The following is a 25802-nucleotide window of genomic DNA, read 5'->3' on the forward strand; positions in this document are numbered from 1 at the left end:
GCACACGTGACCACCTACAACCTCCTCAACGACCTGTCCGGCAATCTGCAATCGAGCACAGAATGGGGCCAGCAACAGGCGCTGGAACTGATCCAGCGCAACGTGGTACAGGCCATGCACACGCTGAGCGCACAAGAGCAGGCCGACTACCTCACATTGCTGCGCGAAGCACAACAGGCGCTTGCCGACCTCGAAGCCAAGAAGGCCGCGCTGATTTCGGCCTTCAAGACCGAAGGCATGACGCAGTTGCGCGCCAGACTCGATGGCCGCGATCCCGAGCAACTGCACTTCGAAACCGACTACCTGCAAAAACGCGAGCAACCCTTCCCCCTGGACCCGCCGGTGCGTGTACCGGAATCGCGGCCGCGCCGCGCCTATGACGAATGGCGCCATACACTGCACACCAAACGTGTCACGTTGTGGGAAGCCGCCTGCCTGAACTTCGGCTTCACCCATTCCGTCATACAGGACTCAGGCTATAGCCTGGTGGAGTCGAGCAGAATTATCGGCCCCGGTAAGCCGCTCGACGCCCTGGCATTCATCAACATTGCCCGCGAACTGAACCTCGGGGGCCAGTTGCAAGTGCGCCTGCAGACGGCCCTGGCCGTCAATGGCAATCTGCGCAGTCTGTTCGTTAGCGCGACCCGGGCCATGTTGCGCTTCGAGCTGCTGGAATCATGGCGTACCCGGGCCGCCACCGGCCTTGCGCAATCGATGTACGACACCCTGCGCAACGCCCTCGAACCGGACGGCCCGCCGCTGGATTTCGACACTCTGAACCTCAACGGCGCGCCCACCCCCATCGTGGCCGTGCCCTTCGTACCCTGGGAAACCTCGATCCCGTTGCCACTGCTGGTGATCCGCGTCGCCAGCCTCGGGGTGGTGTCATATTTCCCCCTGCGCCCCGGTGGCGCGTTCCGTTATCACGCGGATGCCAAGGGCGCGAACAGCAGCCTTCGCCAGCAACTCAAGACCAGTCATCAGCAACAGGACCTGGGCTGGTTTTCCCGGCAGTTGCCCCTGATCGGTATGTCGGTGTTCAAGCCACTGCTGACCCAGGAGCCGCGCCCCGAGGGCATGAGCTGGCTGGCCTCAAAGCTGTATGACGGGTTCCACGAGGTCTTCCCGGAACGTACGCTGGACAGCGTGCGCTTCTCCGCCGACGCCAAGACCGGGCGCACATTGTCACTGGTGAACACATTGGTCGGGCGGCATATCCAGCGCTATCAGACCGACCTGTCCAGCCTCGCCACCACCCGCTCGGAAGCCGACTGGAAGGCGCTCAAGGATGGCGTCGCAGCGGTCGCCGGGGAGATCCTGCAACTATTGTTGACCCCCATGCCCGGCGGTGTCACCGGGATGAACCGGATCATGCAACTGGCGGTGATGGGCAGCATGACCTACAGCCTTGGCCAGGGCCTGGATGCGGCGGTCAAAGGCGAAGCCGGCAGCTTCGCCTCGGCGCTGGCCAACATGACCCGCCTGCGATACCTCGACTTGAGCCACAACAGGCTCGCCATTGCGCCCAACGTCAGCCGGCTCAGTGAGCTGCAAAGACTCAACCTGCGTAATACCCGGATTACCCAGTGGCCTTCCGGCACCTGGCAACTGACTCAGCTGTGGTCTCTGTTCCTGGAAGACAACCTGATCAGCAGCGTTCCCGAGCAGGTGTTCACGGGCCCGCGGTCAATGACCGAAGGCGAGACCTTCCTGCATGGCAACCCGCTGTCCGACACCGCCCGCCGGCGAATTCGCTACGCCTTGGCCCCCAGGCCCATCAACGTGGACGCGCCGCAGGCTACGCTGCACAACACGCCGGAGTCTGACGACATCAACCTGTGGCTCACCGGCGTCCCCGCCACCGAGATAACCGAACGCAGCTGGTTGTGGGAGCAGTTGCGCGCCAATGAAGAAGTACGCGCCGACGATGTGTTCCAGGTACTCCGGGACCTGCCAGAGACGTTCGCCTACAAGGCCTCGACCGACGCCAGGCAAGCGCTCACCACTCGGGTCTGGACCTTGCTGCAGGCCATGGGCGATTCCACCGAATTGCGCAACAACGTGTGCCTGAACACCTATGGGGCCGGGACGTGCGGTGACAGTGCACTGCTGGCCTTTACCAATATGGAACTGGAACATCGGATCCACCAGTCCAAGTCACTGAGCCGCACCTACGAAAGCGACCGGGCGTTGATCGCCTTGTCCACCGGGCGCTTCTACCTGAACCACCTGGACCATATTTCCGACAAGTTCATTCATGCCCGAGAACTGGCTGGCCAAGAGGTTGACCCGGCTGAGGTCACGATTTTTTTCCGCGCGCGCCTGGCCAAGGAGTTCAACCTGCCCTTTTACCCACTGGAGTTGCTGTACACCGTTGAAAGCTACGTGACCCCCGCAGTGCTTGAAGACGCACGCACTCAACTGCAACGTCTGGGCAAAAGCCCGGCCTTGCAGGAATGGCTGCTGATGGAAGCGTTCTGGATAGAGTACTTGACCAAGAGTCACCCGGAGCCCTTTGCTACCGTGAAAGAGACCATCGAATACAAAGTGCAGTTATTGGAAAAACAACTGCCATCTAAGCAGTCGGACGAATACCTGGAGCGACGTCAGTCACTGGTTGACCTGGAGAACGACGAACACAACCGCCTGGTGCGCCAGCTCACCTTGGCCACACAGGCCGCATTGCGACGTGTGAGCCAAGCGTCCGAGTAATTTTTCACACAGCGCCGCCAGCGACTACGCTTCATTCAGGTCCAATCAATCGGCGTGAAGGGATCAATCGACTATGGGCGCTTTATGGCAAACCGATTCGAACAAAGCTGCGGTAGACACCGACAGCGCGGATCAGCCGCCCTTGCCACAAGGCCCCCGCTCGCGAGCGCAATGGTGGCGGCTGATGTGGCTGGTGGTGGTGATCGCGCTGGTGGCGCTGGGGTGGTCCGCGAGCAACGAAATGCGCACCTCGCGCTTGCAAGCCGAGCACTTGAGCCCGTTTGCCGCGTCGCTGGATTACCGCGTGGAGCCCGGTGCCAGCGACGCGATCATCTACCCCGGCGCCGGCCCTTTCGATCAGCGCCTGGGCTACAGCGCGCTCGATGAATTCCTGCCACGCCTGCTCAAGCGCAACTACCTGATCGCGGCGCAGGCGCGCTTCTCCCCGGCCTTGATGGCTTACGCCCAGCGCGGGCTGTACGTGCCCTACGCCGAAAAAGTCCAGGCCGGTCTGAGCCTCACCGATTGCCACGCTGAGCCGCTGTACAGTTTTACTTACCCGCAACAGCTGTATGCCAGCTTCGCCGCGATCCCCCCGCAGGTCGTGCAAAGCCTTTTGTTTATCGAAGACCGCGACTTGCTCGATCCCCAACACCCCACGGCCAACCCGGCCGTGGACTGGCCGCGCTTCGCCAGGGCTGCTGGGTCGCAGATGGCCCGGCTCCTGCATCTGCCTGGGCAAACGGCCGGCGGCAGCACCCTCGCCACACAGTTGGAAAAGTACCGCCATTCGCCCGACGGCCTGACCCTGTCGGGCGGCGAGAAAATCCGCCAGATGATTTCCGCCAGCGTCAGGGCCTATCTACCGGGGCCGGACACCCTGGCCAGCCGTCAGAACATCGTGCGCGACTACCTCAACACGGTGCCGCTCTCGGCTGTGCCGGGGCACGGCGAAGTGCATGGCATGGCCGAAGGTTTGCGGGTGTGGTTCGGCGCCGACTTCCATCAGGTCAATGCGCTGCTGGCTGACGATGCGCCGCAGGACCTCGCGCCAAAAGGCCTGGCCCTGCGCCAGGTGCTGTCGCTAATGATCGCCCAGCGGCGCCCCTCGCACTATCTGAACAAGGGCCGTGACGAGCTGGCGCAATTGACCGACAGCCATATCCGCCTGTTGGCCCAAAGCAAGGTGATCGACCCGGCGCTGGCCGCGGCCGCACTCGCCAGGCATGTCACCTACCGCGACTGGCAACAGCAGCCGACGCTGCAGCCGGTGGACACCAACAAGGCCATCACCGTCGCGCGCAGCCGCCTCGCCAGCCTGCTCGACCGCCCGCTGTATGACCTGGACCGCCTCGACCTGGCCGCCAGCAGCACCCTGCAATACGACCTGCAAACCCAGGCCACCGACTACCTCAAGCGCCTGGCCGATCCGACCTTCGCCGGGCAGATCGGCCTGCTTGGCCCGCGCCTGCTCACCGCGCAAAGCACGCCCCAGGTGCGTTACAGCTTTACCTTGTTCGAACTGACCCCAGGCGGTGCGCGCGTGCGGGTGCAAACGGACAACACCGACCAGCCCTTCGACATCAATCAGAGCAGCAAACTGGAACTGGGCTCTACCGCCAAACTGCGGGTGCTGACCACCTACCTGCAGATCATCAGCGAATTGCACGGGCGCTACGCCGCGCAACCCGCCGAGGCGCTGAAAAAAATAGCGGTGACCGAACAGGATGCGTTGTCGCGCTGGGCCCTGGATTACCTGATACGCAACCCCGAGCGCAGGTTGTCGAAGATGCTCGACGCGGCCCTCGACCGCACCTATTCGGCCAATCCCGGCGAGGCGTTTTTTACCGGTGGCGGCCTGCACCGCTTTCACAACTTTCGCAACGAGGATAACGGCCGCAACCCGACCTTGCGCGATGCGTTGCGCGAGTCGATCAACCTGCCATTCATTCGCCTGATGCGTGATGTGGTGCGCTACGTCACCTACGCCAATGAGAGCACCAGCGTGCAATTGCTCAAGGACGACAGCGACCCGCGCCGCCAGGAATACCTGGCCAGATTCGCCGACCGTGAAGGCAGCGCGTTTCTGCTCAAGTTCTGGAAAAAATACCGCAACAAGGACACCCAGGCGCGGCTCGACACGTTCATGGACAGCCTGCACCCCACCGCTATCCGCCTGGCCGCCGTGCACCGTTACCTGCTGCCCCGGGCCAGTCAGGAGAACTTCAACAGCTTCGTGCGCGCGCACCTCAAAACCGCCGACACGCTCAGCGACCAACGCCTGGCCACGCTCTACCAGAGCTACGGTCCCGGCGCCTACGACCTGCCGGACCAGGGCTACATTGCCAAGGTGCATCCGCTGGACCTGTGGCTGCTCGGCTATCTGTTCAACCACCCCGAGGCGACCTTCACCGAGGTGATCAAGGCCAGCGAGTTCGAGCGCCAGGAAGTCTACAGCTGGCTGTTCAAGAGCCGTCACCAGAGCGCCCGCGACAGCCGTATTCGCACCATGCTGGAGATCGAAGCCTTCCTCGACATCCACCAGCGCTGGCAGGCCGTGGGCTACCCGTTCGATCACCTGGTGCCGTCGCTGGCCACCGCCATCGGCAGTTCCGGCGACCGCCCCGCCGCCCTCGCCGACCTGATGGGCATCATCCTCAACGACGGCGTGCGCCTGCCCGTGGTGCGTATCGACCAACTGACCTTTGCCGCTGGCACCCCTTACGAAACACACCTGGTCAGCGACCCTGACCGCGCGCGGCGGGTACTGCCCAGTGAAGTCGCCACGGCGTTGCGCGGCGCGCTCTCGCAAGTGGTGGATGCTGGCACGGCCAAGCGCGTGGCCGGCAGTTTCAAACTGGCGGACGGCACGCCACTGTCGATGGGCGGCAAGACCGGCACCGGCGATAACCGCATCCAGGCCATGGGCGCCGGCGGGCGCCTGATCAGCTCAAAATCCGTCAATCGCACCGCGACCTTCGTGTTCTACATCGGCGAGCATCACTTCGGCACACTCACCGCGTTCGTGCCCGGCGCATCGGCCGAGCATTTCACCTTCACCTCAGCCTTGCCGGTGCAGGTACTCAAGGGCATGGCACCGATCCTCACACCGTACCTGCAACCCGGCGCGAACACGCTGTGTGTGGCGCGCTGAAAAAAGGGTGGCATCCCGGTAGTTTTCAGCGCTGAAATGTTGACCGTTAGGCACGCCTAACCGACTAATTTTTAAGCTTATTTCAGGCGTATCGAGTGAATAGACTCAGGTGCTCAACTGGTCTATTCAGGTTCACATCATGCCTACTGATTTATCCGCAGCCCCGTTCCAGGGCCGCCATGTCGAGCTGATCCAAAACGCACTGCCCGCGTGGATAAAAAACACTAATCCGGCCCGTATCCAAACCCTCCAGCGCGATGGCCTCGGAACGCCGGTGCCCTACCCCAGGGCCTCGCCTGCACAGCATCAAGCGCTCAAGACCGCCGTTGCCGAGCATTGGCAGGCCCAGACGGCGCTGGATAAACGCCTCGGCCCGCTGAACGACCTGCGCGCCTTTGCCGAGTCGTTGCTCAAGGGCGCGTTGCTGCCCCACTACGGCGAAGTGGATGGGTATTGTTGTTGGTGATATTGACGCTGGTGGCCTCCTTGCCGCCGTCGAAAATCACGCGGGTGCGGTCCAGGCCGACGGCGGCGACGGCGCTGTTGCTCAAGGCCAGTAACGCCAGGGCCAGCAGGGTGAAACGCGTAGTGAGCATCATGTGGCGGTGTTCTCCATGTCGAGGTGCTTCCCGGGCAGCGCGGCTGGCTCGGGCGAGGATTGTTCAGCGGCTACCGGGCGGCAGCCGAGTTGCAGGGCATCGGTCAAACCATCGTCGGGCAGGACGTCGGGCAGCGTGAGGATGCAGCGCTCGCGTCCGCCCCAACTGACGATCATCAACTCCCCGAGCTGGATGCCGCTGAGGTAGACATTGCCGTCGTCATTGACGATGCCGGTGTCCTGCTGCTTGACGTTTTTTACCGTGGCGCCGAACGGCGGTGCGCTGCCATCGGCCAGGCGTAACACTGCCATCGCCTTGGCTCCGGCAATCACGTCCAGGGATCGGTAGCCGATGGCCCCTTCGGTAAGCGTCAGTTGAGTGACCGACTGCATGGCTTCGACGTTGCTCGGCAAGCGTTCGAGATCGACACTCACCGCCGTGCGCTGATAGCTGCTGATATCGGAAATCACTGCTTTGCCGAACGCATTGCTGCGCGTCGGCGAGCCGTAGCCGCGCACCGGTACATCGGGCACACCACCGGTGTCGACCATCAGCCGCGTGCCGCCGGTGCTGCCGGTACGGTGCAGCGCAGCGCCCTGTGCCGTGAGCGTGCCACCGCCGCGAGCCGATACGCTGAGGGTGCGGTAATCGCCTTCCTGCGTGCTGGCGCTGAGGTCGATGTCGGCCTGATCGCCCGTGTGGCTCAGGTACGCACTGGCCGAACGGTTGCTGGCACTCAACTGGTAGCTGTTGCGCTCGTCGAGGCGGTCGCTGTAGCGCGATGAAAAGGTGTTGCTGCCACCCGCCCGGCTGGAATCCAGCGACAGGGTGCCGGTGCGCCCCAGCGGCAGGCTCACCGTGAGCGCCATGCCGTTGTCCTGGTGCTGGTATTCCTGGCTGCGGTACAGGTTCAGCGACAGGCTCATGTTCTTGACGCTGCCCACGTTGAAGTAGCGCGACAGCGACAGGTTCCAGCGCTGGGTGTCCGGCCGGCTCCAGTAGGTCTGCTTGTTGTAGCTGGCATAGACCGTAGCGCCAAGATCACGAAACTGCTTGTTGACCGTGACCGTGTACAGCGCCTTGCTGCCGCCGATCGGCTTCCAGCTCTCGACGTATTCACCGTGTTCGTTGAGTGTGCCGCGTCCGCCTGCGCGCTCGCCGTTCAACCCGTAATGGCGGGCGTCCAGGTATTCGCTCATGCTCAGGAAGTTCTTCTCGGAGAAGCGGTAACCGGCGAACGTCACCTGGCTGTCGTACTCCTCGAAGTTCTTGGAATATTGCAGGCGGTAGGATTTGCCCGTCAGCGTATCGCCCCAGAGTTGGGTGTGGGACTGCGTGACGTCCACCGACACAGCGCCGAAGGCCAGCAGGTCGCGACCGGCCCCGACGGACAGCGCGCGATAATTGTTGTCCGTCATGCCGCCGCCAAACAGCGACCAGCCGTTGCTGACGCCCCAGGAGAATTCCCCGGTGCCGAACATGTTGCCGTCAGAGCCGTAATGAAGGTTGGTCGGTCGCCCGGCCGCCAGCTTGTACCGCACCTGCCCGGGCCGCGTCAGGTAAGGCACGCCGGCGGTATCGACCTTGAAGTTGTGCACAGAACCGTCCTGCTCTTCAACCCGCACATCCAGCGAACCCGTCACCGCATCGTGAAGATCCTGGATACGAAACGGGCCGGCGGCCACCAGGGTTTCATAGAGCACGCGGCCCTTCTGGCTGATGATGACCTTGGCATTGGTCTTGGCCACCCCGACCACTTCGGGGGCATAACCGCGCAGGTTTGGCGGCAACTGACTCTGATCCGAATTGAGCGACGCCCCGGTAAAGCGGAAGCTGTCGAACAGGTCCGAATACAGGTAGTCCTCGCCCACCACCAGGCGCGCCTTCAGTGCAGGAATGGCGCGATACGTGTAGAAACGACTCCATTCCAGCGTCTGATTGCCATACGCGCCTTCGTTGGCGCGCTCGACCCGACCCTGCCAATCGGCGCGCACGCGCCAGGCCCCGGCATTGGCGCCGACGGTGCCGTTGCCACTCAGGTTGTTTCGGGTGCCGTCGTTTCTCCGGTAGTTGGACTGTGCCGTCAGGTTGTAGTCCACCAACAGCCCTGGAACGCCTTCGTCCCAACGCGCGGGCGGGTCCCAGTTGATGGTGCTGTACTCAAGGTAGGCATGGGGCAAACTGATGCTCAGCGTGGAGGTGGCCAGGTCGCCACTGACTTCCATACCGGGCAGGCTTTGCGGATCCAGGCACTCGCCGCCTTTCCACCAGGTGAACTTGGCCACTGCGGCCGCTTTGAGGCCCAACTGCTCGACAAGGCTTGCGGATAAACAGGCCTGGCTTCCCTTCGGATCATCATCCGGTGCATGGAACGTCACCGATTGCTCAGGAATAGACTGGCCATTCAACTGCACGACCATCGGGTAGGTACCCGGCAGGATAAACCCGCTGCGGGCAAACCGAGACAAGTCGATATTGGTGCGATCACTCAGATCAAGAACGTCGGTATTGAACTCGATGTCCCCAGCCCCGAGCGCTGTTCCTGCCAGTGTCATCAACCCGCCAAAGAGACTGGGGCGAAGCGTATTTCTGACCTTCGACGTATTCCACATGCAAGCAACCCATCATTCTTCAAAAGTATTCCAACTTGAACCGCACAGCGGCACGATGAGGCCCGACAACTATCGGGCGCCCGTTACCCACCAGACGAAGCGTGAAGTGCAGGGTCATGTCGCCCTCAACCAAGGGTTTGCGCGGCATGGCTTCACCTGGAACGCTGCCGTGGCCGTCCGCATCGGTGATATCCAGCGCAACGCCCTGGGATTCGCCAAACAACGCAAAGGAGCGCCCGTCCATGTCGCTGGCACCGTCGAACATCACACGCAGGTGCTCCCAATCCGGCAGGCTCCCGCCGGGGCGAAATGGATCGGGGCGACTCAACGAACAATTGACCAGGCGCAGCTCGAAGGGATGAGGGTCCCCCTGCGTATTGCGCAACAGGCGACCGACAGGCTCGGGCGGCATTTCAATGGTTTGATCACGACTGGCCAGTTCCAGCCCGCAGGCCGAGTCCATCACCTGCCCCCCCAATGTGACGATCCCTTCGCCCTGGGACGCTGCGATGCCAAGGCTGGTGAAACTCATCAGGGAGCAGGCGACAGCGAGACTTATGAATGTTTTCACCTTTATCTCCCGCCAGATTCCCCCGCCGCACCCGGTGCGGCGGGGGAACAGACTTACTGGTAAGCCAGGGTGAAGTTGGTGACGGCGCTGAAATCACCCGGAATGATCGGGTCGGTGGCGGCGCCTTTCACGTAGGCACCGAATTCCAGGGTGTTGTCACCCGTGCTGATGATCTGCGGCGCAGTAGGCTTGCCCAGCTCAACCAGGCTGCCGCCGTGGCTCATCATGATGCCCACGCCGCCGGCGCTGCCGACGGTACCGATCGCACCCGGTACGACAGTCGACGGTGCTGCGGTGAAGGTGGTGGTTACGGTGTTGTCGGTGAGGCCGGACAAGTCGCAGCCTTCGAGTTTGATCAGGACTTGCCGAGGGTTGGATTGACCTCCCGACTGCAACTGATGCTTGGCGATCGCGCCCAGCGGAATGGTTTGATCGACGGACTCAGGCTTGATGGAGCAGGCGCCCGAATGCACTGAACCGGTGAACGTTACTGTTCCGTCAGCCGCCTGAACAGACGCCGAACCTGCCAACAAACCGATAGCCAACAGCGCGGTTTTCATTTTGGTTTTCATATTGCACATATCCATCTAATAAAAATGCCAGTAAGAGAGCCCGGCCCCGCTGCCCGCGAACTACGGGCGTTGAGGACCAGTGACACGGAAAGGCTTCCGTGTTTTCCAACAAGTTGCATTGACAACAGGACGCTCGATTAGCGCCGGAGAAGTATCCCGAGTTACTTGTGTGAAGTAAGCAGGCGCTTTCGCTTACTCGAGTAGTCGAAAGTCAATACAACTTATGGGAAAAAACTGGCACTTTGCCAAAACTTTGAATTCGACTGTAAGAAATGGACTACTTGAAGTTTTCGAGAACTATTAGTGTCTATCAGCGACTGTAAGAACGGTATTACAAGTTGCACTAAGATGAACTAAACAACGCGTATCCAGATATGAACGCGCCTAGAAGGCTGCGTGACCGTCCGTCAGCACGGCTTGCTTCCGCTTCAAGATATATCTTAAGTTGTATCTAACCATGACGGAGAGCAGACACATGAAAGAGCATCATCATCCTCCCCACCACGACAGCCGCGACGGCTTTGAAAGACGCCCAGGCCGCGAACGCGGGGGCCGAGGCCCCCGCGTGTTTGCACCGGGTGACCTGAAACTGCTGCTGCCGGCGCTGATCGCCGAGCAGCCGTGCCACGGCTACGACCTGATCCGCCGCATCGAGGGCCTGTTCGACGGTGCCTACAGCCCGAGCCCCGGCGTGATCTACCCGACCCTGACCTTTCTCGAAGAGAGCGAATTGATCAGCGGCGACGCCGATGGCGGGAAAAAACGCTACACAATCACCGACGCCGGTCGTCTCTTCATAAGCGAGCAGGCGGTGGCCCTGGACGGGGTGCGCATGCGCATCGACGTGAGCAAGCGCTCGCTGCGTGGCCAGGACCGCCCGCCGCAGATCCATGAGGCGGTGCACAACGTGCGTCATGCCCTGCACTCACACCACGGGCGCTGGAGCCCGGAAGAAATCGAACGTGTCGCGGCGCTGCTCAATCGCACCGCGCAAGCCATTGCCGACGGGAAGGACCAATGAATACCCAAGCCATCCATCGCGTGACCCATGAAATCAAACGCCGTCGCCTCGAGGTGCTGCGCGTGGTCGACATCACCCCGCGCATGCGCCGCATCACCCTCGGCGGGCCCGAGCTGGCGGGTTTCGTAAGCCTGGGCAGCGACGATCACATCAAACTGCTGTTTGCGCAGAACGCCGCCGAACAGGCTGCGCTGGAAAGCCCGACTTTCAGCGTCAAGGGCGACGGCCCGCAACCGGCCATGCGCGACTACACGCCACGGCGCATTGACCTGGACATTGGTGAATTGGATATCGACTTCGTACTGCACGGCGATGGCCCTGCGTCCACCTGGGCCGAGCAGGTCAAGGTCGGCCAGCACCTGCATATCGGCGGGCCACGGGGTTCGATGATCGTGCCGGATATCTTCGACAGCTACCTGCTGATCGGCGATGAAACTGCGCTGCCGGCCATTGGCCGACGCCTTGAAGAACTGCCGGCCGGGCGCCAGGTGCTGGCGGTGATTGAAATCGAGAATGAAGCGGAGCAGCAGGCCCTGCAGAGTGCGGCGGACGTACGAGTGATCTGGGTCATACGTGGCCGCGATGACTTGTTGGATACGGTGCAGCAGCTGACGCTGCCGGATGGCTCGCTGTACTGCTTCGTCGCCACGGAATCCAGACTATCGCGCCAGCTGCGCCGCGTGCTGCTGGACACACATCAGGTCAACGAAGAGTTCCTCAAGGCCGCCGGCTACTGGCGCGCGGAAGGCAGCGACGAAGCCTGAGCCAGCCCCTGTGAAAGACTCGACATGTATTGTGTGGTGAGCGGGCTGGCCCTAATGCCGTTCAGTTAAGGAAATTTTGTGGGCTTATTGTGGCGAGCGGGCTTGCCCCGCGTTGGGGTGCGAAGCGCCCCCAATCGAGCAAAACGCGGTGTACCTGATACGGCTCAGCGCCTGGCTTTGGGGCTGCTGCGCAGCCCAGCGCAGGACAAGCCTGCTCGCCACAGGGGAGCTGCGCTTAACTGAACGGCATTAGGGCTCGCCACAACAAGCCCGCGCATCACAACACGCTGGTTGCCTGAGATAGCGCCTGCTGCTGCCCATCAGTTCGCGCAAGTCTTCGCATACTTGCCCAGCCCCACCATGACCAGCGCGACCAACACAAACCCCAGCAGAATGCCTGCGGCATTCACAAACACCTGTGGATAACCCAGCGTGCCCACGTCGATGAACGGGTACTGATACTGTCCCAGCAAATCCCCGCGCAGCAGCACATAGCCGAAGTACACCAGCGGGTAGATCACCCACCCCGCAATGTGCTTGAAACGCAATGAGTCCTTGGGCACGCAGCGCCACCAGTAGATGAAGAACAGCAGCGGCATCACGTCGTGCAGCAGTTCATCGGCAATGAACTGAAAGCCTTGCGGGCTCCATAAATGCCGCAATAGCAGGTTGTAAGCCAGGCTCACGAAGACGATGCTCACGGCGACCCCACTGCTGACCCTGGGCGCCAGGAAAAAACCTTTGGCGGCGCCACTCCGAGGTACCAGCGCATAGCTCAGCACCACCACCGCCAGGGTATTGGTGAGCACCGTGAAGAAACTGAAAAAATTGACCAGCCCACCCAACAGGCTGGCGCCGGTCTCCCAGCGCGAATGGAAAATCAGGTACTGCTGAATCGCCAGCCCTACCCACCCGGCCAACGCCGCCGCCGCAATGAAACGCTTCATCGGCTCAATCCAGCGGGCGTTTGGTGCGCATCAGTTTGACGTACAACCCTTCGACTTTCTCCCGCGCCCACGGCGTTTTACGCAGGAACGTCAGGCTCGACTTGATGCTCGGGTCACTCTTGAAACAGCGCACATCGATGCGTTCGGCAAGGCCCGACCATTCGTAGTGTTCCACCAGGGTAGTGAGGACGTGTTGCAGGGTCACGCCATGCAGAGGGTCGTTGTGTGTTGCGGTCATGCGGGGCCTATCAGGGAAATGATCACGAGGGTGTACACCTTACCACCGCGCCGATCCAGGTAAAAAAGTTCCCCTTCCCGGCGAAAAAAGAGATGTTATATTGTAACTACAAATATCAAACGTTTTACCAAGGAATGTACGATGTCTCTCTGCTCTTTGTGGCGCCTGACCCCACTCGCTGCCGCCCTGTTGATCTGCTCCGAAGCCCACGCCCTCGAACTGCAACCCCAGGTCATCACCGGCAACCCGCTGGGCAGCCAACAGCTCGCCTCGCCCACCACCGTGCTCGAAGGCGACGATTTGACCCTGCAACAAAAAGGCAGCCTTGGCGAAACCCTGAACAAGCAGCCGGGCGTATCGTCTTCGTACTTCGGCCCGGGCGCCAGTCGGCCGATCATCCGCGGCCAGGACGGCGACCGCATTCGCATCCTGCGCAACGGCGTCGGCGCGCTGGATGCCTCGTCGCTGTCCTACGACCACGCGGTGCCGCTGGACCCGGTCAATGTCGAGCGCGTGGAAATCGTGCGCGGCCCGGCGGCGCTGTTGTATGGCGGCAGCGCCATCGGCGGCGTGGTCAACACCTTCGACAATCGCATCCCCACCGAAGCCATCGAAGGCATCCACGGTGCCGGCGAGTTGCGCTACGGCGGCGCCGACACCACCCGCAGCAGCGCAGGCAAACTGGAAGCCGGCAACGGCGCCTTCGCGCTGCACCTGGACGCCAACGCACGGGAATTCGACGACCTGAAGATCCCCGGTTTTGCACGCAGCCGACACGCGCCGGTCAGCGAGGACGGCCCTGGCAAAGACGGGCGACTGGGCAACAGCGACGGGCGCCAGGACGGCGGTGCCGTGGGCGGCTCCTACACCTGGGACGACGGGTATGCCGGGCTGTCCTACAGCACTTACGACGCCAATTACGGCTCGCCGGCCGAACAGGCGGTGCGTATCCGCATGCAGCAGGACCACTACGCTTTCGCCTCCGAGATCCGCAACCTGCAAGGCCCGTTTACCTCGGTAAAACTCGACGCGGGCTACACCGACTACGAGCACCGCGAAATCGAGGGCGGCGAGACCGGCACGATCTTCAAGAACAAGGGCTACGAGGCCCGCGTCGAAGCGCGCCACCAGCCCATCGGCCCGCTCGACGGCGTGGTCGGCGCCCAGATAACGCGCAACGAATTCTCGGCATTGGGCGAAGAAGCCTTCGTGCCACAGACCGACACCAATGCCGCCGCGCTGTTTATTCTCGAAGAGCTGCAGGCCACCGACCGCCTGAAACTCAGCCTCGGCGGGCGCCTGGAACACACCAGCGTCGACCCCGATGCCAAGGGCAACGCCCGCTTTGCCGCAGCCGACAACCGCAATGATTTCACCGCCGGCAGCCTGTCGTCGGGCGCGGTGTACACGCTGACCCCCATCTGGTCGGTGGCCGCCACCCTGGGCTACACCGAGCGCGCGCCGACCTTCTACGAGCTGTACGCCAACGGCGCGCACGTCGCCACCGGCACCTATGAACTGGGCGACGCCAACCTGAAGAAAGAAAAAGCGGTGTCCAGCGACCTCGCCCTGCGCTTCGACAACGGCACCCACAAGGGCAGCTTCGGTGTGTTCTACAGCCACTTCTCCAATTACATCGGCCTGCTGGGCACCGGTCGCACCTTGAACGACGAAGGCGAAGCCGACCCGAGCGGCATTCCCGAGTACACCTACTCCGGCGTGCGTGCCCGTTTCGCCGGCTTCGAAGCCCAGGATCACTGGAAGCTCGGCGAAAGCGCCTACGGCAAGTTCGCTCTGGAACTGTCGGGCGATTACACCCGAGCCACCAACCTCGACACCGGCGAAGCCCTGCCGCGCATTGCGCCATTACGCATGAGCAGCGGCCTGCTGTGGGAACTGGACCGCTGGCAGGCACGCATCGACGTGGAACATGCCGCCGGCCAGGGCCGCGTGCCGGACAACGAAAGCGGCACCGACGGCTATACCACCCTGGGCGCCAGCGCCGGTTACCGCTTCAACATGGGCGGCAGCCAATGGCTGGCGTTCGTCAACGGTGAAAACCTGACCAACCAGACCGTGCGCTACGCCAGCTCGATCCTGCGCGACATCGCCCCGGCGCCGGGGCGCAGCGTGCAGGTCGGCGTGCGCACCACCTTCTAACGCCCGCACCGCAGGTCCCCCTGTAGGAGGGGGCTTGCTCCCGATAGCGGTGGGTCAGTGACATATATATCAACTGGCCCACCGCTATCGGGAGCAAGCCCCTCCCACATGAGCCTGCTATCCCCTTCAGTTTTGCCGCGACATTCAGTCACTGTTACCAAATCTGAAATGATGCATCTTGCGATTTACGCTTTCTCAAAACGCCCCGCCGCATTATCCTTCGCAACAATCTGAAACGCTTCACCTCCCGGTCGTCCCCTTTCGCCGAAAGCCCCAAGGCATAAAGACAGCGCTGTCTTAAACCGGCCTGCGTCTGGGGAATCTATCGTCCGGCTGTGGATAAGCCTCGCGTTCCCCAGAAATAGAAAAAAACCCTGAACCAAGCCCGCGTCGAATCGTCATCTACAGTGAAGCGCGGGGTTACATAATTATTCCAACGTGACGGAGAAACACACTATGAGCACTGATGGTGCTTCGAGCCCAAGCCGCCTGCTGCCCAGGCTGCTTGGCGTCTTGCTGCTGATCATGGGCCTGGCCTTGCTGGCCGGCGGCGTCAAGCTGAGCATGCTCGGCGGATCGCTGTACTACCTGCTGGCCGGTATCGGCCTCACCCTCACCGGCGTCCTGCTGCTGGCCACCCGCCGCGCAGCGCTGGGCCTGTACGCGCTGGTGCTGTTCGCCAGCACCGTGTGGGCATTGTGGGAAGTCGGCCTGGACTGGTGGCAGTTGGTGCCGCGTCTGGCGCTGCTGTTCGCCCTGGGCCTGGTTATGCTGCTGCCGTGGTTTCGCCGTCCGTTGCTGAGTGGTCAACCTGCGCCACTGGGCACTGGCGCGCTGAGCGTGGCCGTGGTGCTGGCGGGTGCCGCCGCACTGGCCAGCCAGTTCACCACGCCAGGTGTAATGGTCAAGAAAGGCCAGCTCGACCGCGACGCGGTGCCGGGCATGACCAACGCCGCGCCCGCCCAGGCCGACGGCGACTGGAACTCCTACGGCCGTTCGGCCTTCGGTGATCGCTACTCGCCACTGGCGCAGATCACCCCGGCCAATGCGCACAAGCTGGTACCGGCGTGGACCTTCCGCACCGGCGACATCCCGGGCGCCGGTGACCCGGGCGAGACCACCGCGGAAAATACCCCGCTCAAGGTCAACGGCATGCTCTACGTGTGCACCCCGCACAGCCAGGTCATTGCCCTGGACCCGGACACCGGCAAGGAAATCTGGCGCTTCGATCCGAAGATCAGCAGCCAGGGCGCCGAGAACTTCAAGGGGTGGGCGCACATGACCTGCCGTGGCGTGTCGTATCACGATGACGCCGCCTACGCCTCCGAGCAAAGCCCCACCGGCAGCGCCAGCCCGGCCGCCGCGCCGACTGCCTGCCCGAAACGCATCTTCGTACCGACTGCCGACACCCGTCTGATCGCCCTCAACGCCGACACCGGCAAGATGTGTGAAGACTTCGGCGACAAAGGCCAGATCGACCTGCGCGCCAACATCGGCAGCTTTGCGCCAGGCGGTTACTACTCCACTTCGCCACCGGCGGTCACCAAAAACCTCGTAGTGATCGGCGGCCACGTCACCGACAACGTTTCGACCGACGAGCCAAGCGGCGTGATCCGCGCGTTCGACGTACACACCGGCAAGCTGGTGTGGAACTGGGACAGCGGCAACCCGGACGACACCACCCCGTTGGCCGAAGGCCAGACCTACACACGCAACTCGCCGAACATGTGGTCCATGTTCGCCGTGGATGAAAAACTCGGCATGCTCTACCTGCCGATGGGCAACCAGATGCCCGACCAGTACGGCGGCGACCGTACCGACGAATCCGAGAAATACGCCTCCGGCCTCACCGCCCTGGACATCGACAGCGGCCACGTGAAGTGGAGCTTCCAGTTCACTCACCACGACCTGTGGGACATGGACGTGGGTGGCCAGCCGTCGCTGATCGACGTCAAGACCGAAGCCGGCGTCAAGCAGGCCGTGATGGCGTCGACCAAGCAAGGCAGCATCTACGTGCTGGACCGCGCGACCGGCCAGCCGGTGGTGCCGATCCACGAAGTGGCGGTGCCGCAAGGCGCAGTGGCGGGTGATCGCACCTCCCCTACCCAGCCCAAATCCGAGCTGAACTTCATGCCGCCGCCGCTCAAAGAGCGCGACATGTGGGGCGTAACCCCGTTCGACCAGATGCTGTGCCGCATCGATTTCAAATCCATGCGCTACGACGGCCCGTTCACCCCGCCATCGCTGCAGGGCTCGATCGTGTACCCGGGTAACTTCGGCGTGTTCGACTGGGGCGGCATTTCGGTTGACCCGGTGCGTCAGATCGCGTTTGTGAACCCGAGCTACATGGCGTTCAAATCCAAACTGATCCCGGCCGCCGAGATCGCCAAACAAGGCCCGCGCGTCAGCGAAACCGAAGGCGTGCAGCCGAACAAGGGCGCGCCGTACGGCGTGATCCTCGAAGCACTGCTGTCGCCACTGGGCCTGCCGTGCCAGGCACCGGCGTGGGGTTATGTGGCGGCGGTCGACCTGACCAACCACCAGACCATCTGGATGCACAAGAACGGCACCGTGCGTGACAGCTCGCCGATTCCGATCCCGCTGACCATGGGCGTACCGAGCCTGGGCGGGACCTTCACCACTGCCGGCGGCGTCGCGTTCCTCAGCGGCACCCTCGACCAGTACCTGCGTGCCTACGACGTGAAAAACGGCAAGCAACTGTGGGAAGGTCGCCTGCCAGCCGGCGCGCAGACCACACCGATGACCTACACCGGCAAGGACGGCAAGCAATACGTGCTGGTCATGGCCGGCGGCCACGGCTCCCTGGGCACCAAGCAGGGCGACTACGTGATGGCGTTCAAACTGCCTGATTAAGCGGCACGGGCGATCATAAAAAGGCGGCTACCCTCAACAGGTAGCCGCCTTTTTCATGGGCATAAACATTCAATGTGAGAAGTTTCAGGCACAACCCCATCCCTGTGGCGAGCGGGCTTGCCCCGCGTTGGGCTGCGCAGCAGCCCTAAAACCATGCGCTGCGCCGTGTCAGCTACATCGGGACCTCCTTTATTGGGGGCGCTTCGCGCCCCAACGCGGGGCAAGCCCGCTCGCCACAACAAGCGGGCTTGCCACAGCGTCTCCAGTTTGCTGTGCGACGGCGCGGGCTAGTGCTCGATCACTTCACCGCGCAACGCCGCCAACCGCGCAATCAGGCGGTTCTGCACCGGTACGGCGATGCCTTCCTTATCCATCGCCGCAATCAAATCCTCCACCAGCGCATTGAAGTCACTGCGGGTCACGTTCTGGCCCTTGTGAGTCTCGGCCATGCTGTCCCCGGTGTAGGTGCACGGCCCGCCCGCCTCCACGCAGAATTTCTCGATCAGTTTGTTGCGCAAACGCTGGATATCGACGCGCCGGAAGTGCTCGACGATGCGCGGATCACGGGCCACGTTGAGCAGCATGCCTTCCACAATCCGCGTAATGCCGGGCATCGCGCCCAGGTCGCGGTACAGGCTGTCATCCCTGGGCGGCTGCTGGGCACAGGCGCTGAGCAGCACGGCCAGCACAACCGATAGAAAGCGCATCAGAAACTCCCCTGCACTGACAGATAGGTGCCGTTCTGGTCAGCCAGCGTGGCGATTTCGCCGAGGCGCGCGTACGCCAGCACCACCGACACATGCTTGTTGGGAAAGTAGCCGACAAACAGATCCGCCCAATCGCTTTCGCCGGCAAATGACAGGTTGTCCGGTTTTTCCCGGTATTCCACGCCGACCGCCCAGCGCGGGTTGAACAGCACCGCCACCGAGCCCTCCTTCAGCAGGCTGCGACGGTCGCGGCGGTCGCCGCCAAAGCCGAGCAGGCCGGTTTCATTGGCGCGGCTGTAGCGCAGGCTGCCGTTGACCAGCACGTTGTAACCAAAGGCCGCGCCCATCAACAAACGGCTGGCGGCAAGGTAGCCTTCCACATCGCTGTCGCGCCTGGCGCCGACCAGGCGAGGGATATCGAAAGTGTTCTGGTGTTTGTACTCCAGGCCCAGTGACACCTGGGGCAAACGGTCGTAAATCACGTCGCCGAACAACCGCACCTTCATCCCCAGCACATCCTGGCCAAGGTGGTCATCCGGCAGGTTGAGCCGGTGCACCAGGGTGCCGAGGTCAAAGCGTTGCCGGGCGAAAGACAGCTCGACACGGTTGTCATAGGCCAGCGCCAGCCCGGCCACGTCCAGGCGATAATCCGGCAGGTTGACCGTGGTGGCGAATGCCGTGGCGCCCCACTCGTGCTGTTCGCCATAACCGGCAAGTACCGCCCACGGCGTGATGCCGCCGCCGGCCGCGCCTTCGAGGCTACTGGCACCGCCGGTGGCGATCAGGCGGCCGTTATCGGCCAGGGCGGTTTGCACAGTCAGGGCGGCCAGGCAGCCGATCAGGAAAAGACGCACGTCGGCCTACTCAATGAACCAGGGAAGTTTGCGCACTGAGCGGCAACGCCACCCAGGCTTCGAAAGCATCGGCGCTCAAGGGCCGGCTGATCAGGAAGCCCTGGGCCGTGTCGCACTGCCAGCGCTCCAGCAGGCGCAGGCTGTGGGCATACTCGACGCCCTCGGCGACCACCTTGAGGCCCAGGTTGTGGCTCATCTCGATGGTGGAACGCACGATCACCGCGTCCTCACTGGTTTCATCGAGGTTGCGCACGAACGACTGGTCGATCTTCAGCTCCTGCACCGGCAGGCGCTTGAGGTGGGCCAGCGATGAATAACCGGTGCCGAAGTCATCCACCGACAGGCTGATACCGCAGTCGCGCAGCAGGTGCAGGACTTTCAGGGCCTTTTCCGGCTCGCGCATGACCGCGCTCTCGGTGATCTCGAACACCAATTGTTCGGCCGGCAAGCCATAGCGCCGCAGCAGCACCGAGACGCGGTGCGCCAGTTCGTCGCCCTGCAAGTCTTCTGCCGAGATGTTCAGCGACAGTTGCAGGTACAGGCCGCGCCGGTTCCATTCGCAGAGCTGGCGGATGCCCTCCTCGATCACCCACTGGGTCAGCAACCGTATGCTGCCGGAGCGCTCGGCCAGGGGGATGAATTCCGCTGGCGAGATCATGCCGAACTGCGGGTGCTGCCAACGCAGCAAGGCTTCGGCCTGGCGCACTTGGCCCTGGCGAATGTCCAGCTTGGGCTGATAGTGCAACAGCAATTGACCCTGGCCGGGCGCATGCCGCAGGTCGCGGATCAGGGTGATCTGGCGGCGATGGGCAAGGTCACTGCCCTGCTTGTAAACCTGCAGACGCCCGGGAATTTTCGCGGCGTCCGCCATGGCAATCGCGGCGCGTTCGAGCAAGGTGTGTGCGGTTTCGCCATCGGCCGGGTAGGTCGCGATGCCAAGGCGACAGTCCAGCGCCAGGTCATGGCCGTTGATGCTTTGGGGGCGCAGCAGCAATTGTTGAAGTTTGTCGGCCATGCCCACCGCCTCGTCGCTGCCGGCGCCTTCGAGCAACAGCAAAAACTCGTCGGCGATCAGGTGCGCCAGCGTATCGCCGGGGCGCAGCACCGCTTGCAGGCGCCGGCCGACGGTGAGCAACAATTGGTCCACCGCGTCCGGCCCGGCGGCTTCGCTGGCGGCACGCAGGTTATCGATGCCCAGGTGAATCAGCGCAATCGGCCGCTGCTGGGCAATCGCGCTGCCCAGGCGCTCCATCGCCAGCGCACGGTTCGGCAGGCCGGTGAGGCGATCATGCAGCGCGTTGTGCGCCAGTTGCTGCTCGCGTTCGGCGATGCCTTTTTGCATGGCATTGAGCGCGCCGGCCAGCAAACCCAGTTCGTCGCTGCGGGTCAGGGTCACCGGCGTGAGGTAGTGGCCCTGACCGATGCGCTCGGCCGCCGACGCCAGCGCCTGCACCGGCCGCGACACCGTGCGCGCCAGCAGCAATGCGCCGATCAACGAAGCCAGCAGGGCCACCAGCGCAATGCCGAGGATCTTTTCATCGAGCGGCACGAACGCCTGCATTGCCGCATCCAAGGGGCTTTGCAGCAGCGCCAGCACTTTGCCGTCGTCGTCGCTGGCCAGCACCAGCGACTGGCTGAGGAAGCTGTGTTCCAGATGATCAGTGGTCGACACGCCCCGGCGGCTCGAATCACCCTCCATCAGGTCCAGGATGCTGTCGCGCAGCGCCTGCGGCTGGGTGCTGACCAACTCGCCGGGCACGCCTTTGTCGATTGCCAGGAACGACACTTCCAGGTTGCTCAACGAGCGCAACTCATCGGCAAACGTGCCGTCCATGCTGAAGCCCATCACCACCCGCGCAATCGGCAAGGGTGCCAGCACCGACGCTTCCACCAGCAGGTGCGGCCGGCCTTGCAGCGGCACGATGAGCGTGGCCTGGTGCTTGCTTCTGGCTTCGCGCAGTGCCTGGTCGTAGCGGAAGGTCGAGCCTTCAGGCACTTCGCTCAAGGTGCTGGACAGCACTTTGCCGTCCATGCCGAGCAGGATCATGTCGCTGGCATTGATGCGCTTGCCATGGTTAAGCAGCACCGAGCGCATCGTCGCCGAGTCGCCACTGGCCACCGCATCGCGAAAGCCGAAGTCGGTGGCCAGCAGTTGCACAGCATCGGCCAGGCGTCGGCTGCGTGCATCCAGCAGGCGTTCGAACACCCGCGAGCCCACCTCCAGCTGGGTCATGGCCTGGCCGTGCACCGCTGAGCGGGTGGCGACTTTCACACTGAAATACAGCGCACCGATCACCACCAGCGACAGCAGGATCAGCACCGTGGCGACCCGCGCCTGGAAACTACTGCGCAGTTTCATGGGCGGCTCGATGGAAGGCATCGCCAAACGCCGATGGCGTGGGCGGAAGATCGGCGGACACCGGCTCCAGGGCCAGCACCACGCTGTGGCTCAGGCCCGTAGCGGGAATGTGCAGGGTGCCGCCGTCCAACGGCTGCATGGCCTTGAGTTGCGGGTGCCACAGGGTGGCGTGGTAGTCGCCGGGCGGCAGTTGCTCCAGGCGCACTCGGCCCTGAGCGTCACTGACACCGAACACCGGGTCGTCGGTGACGTAGATGTAGCCGAGCATCCAGTCATGGATATTGCAGCCCAGCACCACCACACCGGCCTTGTCGAACAGCAGCGGTTCGCTCGGCGTGCCTTCATAAAGCCGCAACTCGAACCGCTTGGCGGCCGAGAAGGAATACACCTGATGACGGATGTTGTCGCTGTTGGGGAAGCGCACCTGGGTGCCCGTGTGCACGGCCAGCACATGAGGCGCGAAACGCTGGCCGCGCTGGTCCATATCGGCCTTGAGCAGCCCCGTCGGCGCATGGGCCGGACCCTGCAGGGTGACCACTGCATCCGCCACCGGGCTGCCATCGGCCTGATGCATGACCACCTCGAGCGTGGCCGCCGAGACGGGGCCAGCCGCCGCCAGTAACAGCGCCGCGCGAGATAGCAGTTGAACAACTCGACCCATGGGAGATCCGCGAATTAAGGAGGAAAGCGGCCAGCCTTGGCAAAAATTGGAACCAATGGCAGCGATGATGCCGCAAACAAGGCAAATGGCCACCATTGAACAGCGTCGCACGCCTGACCGTCGGTCGGTAAAAAACCTATGCAATCGGTCAGGCTCATTGAGGTTATCGCCTGCCTGCGCAAAAACTGTAGGGATCAGACCGGCACGCTTTGCTGACCCATCCACTGCTCGAACGCCATCGCCTCCAACGGTCGGCTGATCAGGTAACCCTGGGCAGTGTCGCAGTTCCACAGCTTGAGCAACCTGAGGCTGGGCTCGAATTCCACCCCTTCGGCCACCACCCTGAGCCCCAGGTTATGGCTCATTTCAATGGTGGACCGCACGATCACGCCGTCACCGGTGGCGCTGTCGAGGTGGCGCACGAAAGACTGGTCGATCTTCAACTCCTGCACCGGCAGACGCTGCAACTGCGCCAGCGACGAGTAACCGGTGCCGAAGTCATCCACCGACAGGCTGATGCCGCAATCGCGCAGTTGCTCCAGCACAGTGAGGGCCTGCTGCGGGTTGTGCATGATCGCGCTTTCGGTGATCTCGAAAATCAGTTGCCGGGCCGGCACGCCGTAGTGCGCCAGTAACCCGGTGACACGCAGGGCCAGGTCATCGTCGGCCAGGTCATCCACGGAAATGTTCACCGACAGTTGGATCAGCAGCCCGCGCTGCGCCCAGTCGGCGATCTGGCGGATGGCCTCTTCGATCACCCAGGCGGTGAGCAGGCCCATGCTGCCGGTGCGCTCGGCCAGGGGAATGAATTCGGCCGGCGAGACCAGGCCCAGCGTCGGGTGCTGCCAGCGCAGCAAGGCTTCGGCCTGGCACACATGGCCGAGCTTGAGGTCGAGTTTGGGCTGGTAGCAGAGCAGCAATTGGCCTTCGACTGGGGCGCGGCGCAAGTCGCGGATCAGCGTGATCTGCCGCTGGTGGGCCAGGTCGCGGTCCTGCTGATAGATCTGCAGGTGGCCGGGCAGGCTCGCCGCATCATGCCGGGCGATGGCGGCGCGGCTGATCAACTCTTCCACCTGCTGGCCATCGGCGGGGTAGGCGGCGATGCCGATGCTCACTTCATGGCGCACCTCGTCATCACCGATGCGCCGAGGCTCGGTGAGCAACGCATGCAGGCGGTCGGCGCGGGCCACGGCGCGGTCGACCTGGGTATTTTCCAGCAGCAACAGAAACTCGCTGCCGGCGATGCGCGCCGCCGTGTCGCTGGTCAGCAGGCTCATGGACAGGCAGCGGCTGGCTTCACGCAGCATTTCCTCGACGCCCTCCGGCCCGAAGCCCTCATTGATCACCCGGTAGTTTTCAATCCCCAGGTACAGCAATACCACCGGCCGCCGCGCGCTGATCGCACTGCCCAGGCGCTCCATCGCCAGCGCGCGATTGGGCAGGCCGGTGAGCGGATCATGCAGCGCGTTGTGCGCCAATTGCCGCTCGCGCATGGCGATGCCGCTTTGCATGGCGTTGAACGCCCGGGCCAGCAAGCCGAACTCATCCTGGCCGCGCACCCGCACGGGCGTGCGGTAATCCCCGGCGCCGATGCGCGCGGCGGCGTCCACCAGGGCACTGAGCGGGCGCGATACCCGCCGCGCGAGGAACAACGCCCCGGCCAGCGACACCAGCAGCACCGCCAGGGCGATACCGAGAAACTGCCGGTCGAGTGGTTCAAAGGACTCCAGCGCCTGGTCCAGCGGAGTTTGCAGCAGCACGCGCACCTCACCGCTGTCGCCGGTGTTGGCCAGGGCCAGCACCTGGCTGAGCACACGCTCGCCATAAAACCGGGTGATCTGTGGTTCGGGGTTGAGGGGCGCCTCACGCAGCAGACTGACGACGCCGGCCTGCCAGCCCTCGGGCTGGGTGCTGAACAGCGGGCCGGGTTGACCGCCATGCACGCTGATAAACGACACATCCAGGTTGCTCATGGAGCGCAGTTCACTGGCGAACTGCGTGTCCATGGGGAAGCCCATGACCACACGGGCGATGGGCAACGGGTCGTACACGTCTTTCTGCACCAGCAGGTAGGGACGCCCGTCCATTGCCACGATCAGCATCTGCAATCCCTTGCGCCGCGCCTGGCGCAGAACGCCGTCAACGGGAAACGGCTGGCCGTGCGTGAACACCGGCAAAGTGCTGACCACCACCTTGCCGTCGAGCCCCAGCACAAATACTTCGCTCGCACTGATCCCAGTGCCGTGCCGACGCAACGCCGCGAGAATCGCCTCGCTGTTGCCCTCGGCCACGGCCTGTTTGAACGGGGTATCGGTGGTCAGCCAGTCCAGACCGTAGTGCAGGCGGCGACCGCGCAGGTCGAGCAGGCGCTCGAATACCTCGCTGCCGGTTTTCATCTGGACATGCGCCTGGTTTTCCACAGCACGGGTGGTGGCGGCCTTGACAGCGAAATAGGTAGCGGCGACGACGATCAGCAGCAACAGCGCCAGGACCGCGGCGATGCGGGTCTGGAAAGTGTGACGCCAGGTCATGGCGGAGCTTTCGGGAGAGGCTCGCCGTTCTTGACCGCGGGTGGCTGTCGGTATGTGCATTCCTTGCGGCCTGGTGATGGGGTGTCAGGAATATATCTATTTTGGTGGAGTGATTGGTTTTAGCAGATTGCTGAGAGGGGTGGCGGGTTTTTGGCGTTTTGGTTGGGTGAATATCCGTTTTTTTGGTCACGGCGGCTGACGGTCCCGCCCTTACGGCGGGTCACTGTTGGAAAAGAGCCGAGATCCAAATGTGGGAGCGGGCTTGCCCCGCGTTGGGGTGCGAAGCGCCCCTAATCGAGCAAAGCGCGGTGTACCTGATACGGCTCAGCGCCTGGCTTCGGGGCTGCTGCGCAGCCCAACGCAGGACAAGCCTGCTCGCCACAGGGAATCTGCGCTTAACTGAACGGAAAATTTGTGGGCTTATTGTGGCGAGCGGGCTTGCCCCGCGTTGGGGTGCGAAGCGCCC

General features: G+C 63.1%; 18 protein-coding genes and 1 pseudogene. 7 read left to right on the forward strand and 12 right to left on the reverse strand.

What is annotated here, in order from left to right; genetic code table 11:
• Positions 1-6: 6 nt before the first annotated feature.
• The 3 genes from LUB09_RS21775 to LUB09_RS21785 all read left to right on the forward strand — a co-directional run bounded on the left by LUB09_RS21775 (position 7) and on the right by LUB09_RS21785 (position 6332).
• Positions 7-2712: an NEL-type E3 ubiquitin ligase domain-containing protein gene (locus LUB09_RS21775; RefSeq protein WP_231423661.1), complete on the forward strand. Its 2706-nt coding sequence runs from the start codon at positions 7-9 to the stop codon at positions 2710-2712.
• 73 nt (positions 2713-2785) lie between these two features.
• Positions 2786-5866 (forward strand): transglycosylase domain-containing protein, encoded by a 3081-nt coding sequence (locus LUB09_RS21780; RefSeq protein ID WP_231423662.1) that lies wholly within the window; start codon positions 2786-2788, stop codon positions 5864-5866.
• Between the two features lie 139 nt (positions 5867-6005).
• Entirely contained in the window at positions 6006-6332 is a 327-nt protein-coding gene (locus tag LUB09_RS21785; protein WP_231423663.1) for a hypothetical protein, read from the forward strand.
• Here the strand turns inward: LUB09_RS21785 and LUB09_RS21790 are convergent.
• The 4 genes and pseudogenes from LUB09_RS21790 to LUB09_RS21805 all read right to left on the reverse strand — a co-directional run.
• Positions 6316-6465 (reverse strand): annotated as a pseudogene (locus LUB09_RS21790) (molecular chaperone); the annotation flags it as partial. The gene LUB09_RS21785 and the pseudogene LUB09_RS21790 sit on opposite strands and share 17 nt — an antisense overlap.
• On the reverse strand, positions 6462-9077 hold the full coding sequence (locus LUB09_RS21795; protein ID WP_231423664.1) for an outer membrane usher protein: 2616 nt from the start codon (positions 9075-9077) through the stop codon (positions 6462-6464). The gene LUB09_RS21795 and the pseudogene LUB09_RS21790, both read right to left, overlap by 4 nt.
• A gap of 19 nt (positions 9078-9096) precedes the next feature.
• A complete protein-coding gene (locus LUB09_RS21800) occupies positions 9097-9648 on the reverse strand; it encodes a fimbrial protein (protein WP_209989137.1) in 552 nt (183 codons plus the stop codon).
• 53 nt (positions 9649-9701) lie between these two features.
• Complete coding sequence (locus tag LUB09_RS21805) at positions 9702-10220, reverse strand: fimbrial protein (protein ID WP_209989134.1); 519 nt, start codon at positions 10218-10220, stop codon at positions 9702-9704.
• Positions 10221-10695: 475 nt separating this feature from the next.
• Here LUB09_RS21805 and LUB09_RS21810 point away from each other — a divergent pair, with 475 nt between their 5' ends.
• Complete coding sequence (locus tag LUB09_RS21810) at positions 10696-11241, forward strand: PadR family transcriptional regulator (protein ID WP_231423665.1); 546 nt, start codon at positions 10696-10698, stop codon at positions 11239-11241.
• Positions 11238-12005 carry a siderophore-interacting protein gene (locus LUB09_RS21815; protein WP_231423666.1) on the forward strand — a complete coding sequence of 256 codons (768 nt, stop codon included), beginning with the start codon at positions 11238-11240 and terminating at the stop codon, positions 12003-12005. Before LUB09_RS21810 ends, LUB09_RS21815 begins: the two co-directional genes overlap by 4 nt.
• A gap of 320 nt (positions 12006-12325) precedes the next feature.
• Here the strand turns inward: LUB09_RS21815 and LUB09_RS21820 are convergent, their stop codons facing one another.
• The gene (locus tag LUB09_RS21820) at positions 12326-12952 is read right to left on the reverse strand and encodes a Pr6Pr family membrane protein (RefSeq protein ID WP_209989125.1); all 627 of its coding nucleotides are present in this window, start codon (positions 12950-12952) and stop codon (positions 12326-12328) included.
• A 4-nt stretch (positions 12953-12956) separates the two neighbouring features.
• The gene (locus LUB09_RS21825; RefSeq protein ID WP_015371321.1) at positions 12957-13190 is read right to left on the reverse strand and encodes a VF530 family DNA-binding protein; all 234 of its coding nucleotides are present in this window, start codon (positions 13188-13190) and stop codon (positions 12957-12959) included.
• Between the two features lie 141 nt (positions 13191-13331).
• Between LUB09_RS21825 and LUB09_RS21830 the strand changes: the two genes are divergently transcribed.
• Entirely contained in the window at positions 13332-15350 is a 2019-nt protein-coding gene (locus tag LUB09_RS21830; RefSeq protein WP_231423667.1) for a TonB-dependent receptor, read from the forward strand.
• 456 nt (positions 15351-15806) lie between these two features.
• A complete protein-coding gene (locus LUB09_RS21835) occupies positions 15807-18224 on the forward strand; it encodes a glucose/quinate/shikimate family membrane-bound PQQ-dependent dehydrogenase (RefSeq protein ID WP_231423668.1) in 2418 nt (805 codons plus the stop codon).
• Positions 18225-18511: 287 nt separating this feature from the next.
• Here the strand turns inward: LUB09_RS21835 and LUB09_RS21840 are convergent, their stop codons facing one another.
• From LUB09_RS21840 to LUB09_RS21865, 6 genes are read right to left on the reverse strand one after another with little or no spacing between them, the layout of a single operon-like run.
• Positions 18512-18931 (reverse strand): group I truncated hemoglobin, encoded by a 420-nt coding sequence (locus LUB09_RS21840; protein WP_209989114.1) that lies wholly within the window; start codon positions 18929-18931, stop codon positions 18512-18514.
• Entirely contained in the window at positions 18931-19785 is an 855-nt protein-coding gene (locus LUB09_RS21845) for a DUF3034 family protein (RefSeq protein WP_231423669.1), read from the reverse strand. The genes LUB09_RS21840 and LUB09_RS21845 overlap by 1 nt, the downstream gene beginning before the upstream one ends.
• Before the next feature lie 10 nt (positions 19786-19795).
• Positions 19796-22144, reverse strand: coding sequence for a putative bifunctional diguanylate cyclase/phosphodiesterase (locus LUB09_RS21850; RefSeq protein ID WP_231423670.1), 2349 nt, complete (start codon positions 22142-22144; stop codon positions 19796-19798).
• Complete coding sequence (locus LUB09_RS21855; protein WP_209989104.1) at positions 22128-22805, reverse strand: methylamine utilization protein; 678 nt, start codon at positions 22803-22805, stop codon at positions 22128-22130. Before LUB09_RS21855 ends, LUB09_RS21850 begins: the two co-directional genes overlap by 17 nt.
• Positions 22806-22819: 14 nt before the next feature.
• On the reverse strand, positions 22820-22963 hold the full coding sequence (locus LUB09_RS21860; RefSeq protein WP_231423671.1) for a hypothetical protein: 144 nt from the start codon (positions 22961-22963) through the stop codon (positions 22820-22822).
• A 36-nt stretch (positions 22964-22999) separates the two neighbouring features.
• A complete protein-coding gene (locus LUB09_RS21865; protein ID WP_231423672.1) occupies positions 23000-25336 on the reverse strand; it encodes a putative bifunctional diguanylate cyclase/phosphodiesterase in 2337 nt (778 codons plus the stop codon).
• Positions 25337-25802: the final 466 nt, after the last annotated feature.

The sequence above is a fragment of the Pseudomonas sp. Leaf59 genome, assembly GCF_920984685.1.
Classification (GTDB): domain Bacteria; phylum Pseudomonadota; class Gammaproteobacteria; order Pseudomonadales; family Pseudomonadaceae; genus Aquipseudomonas.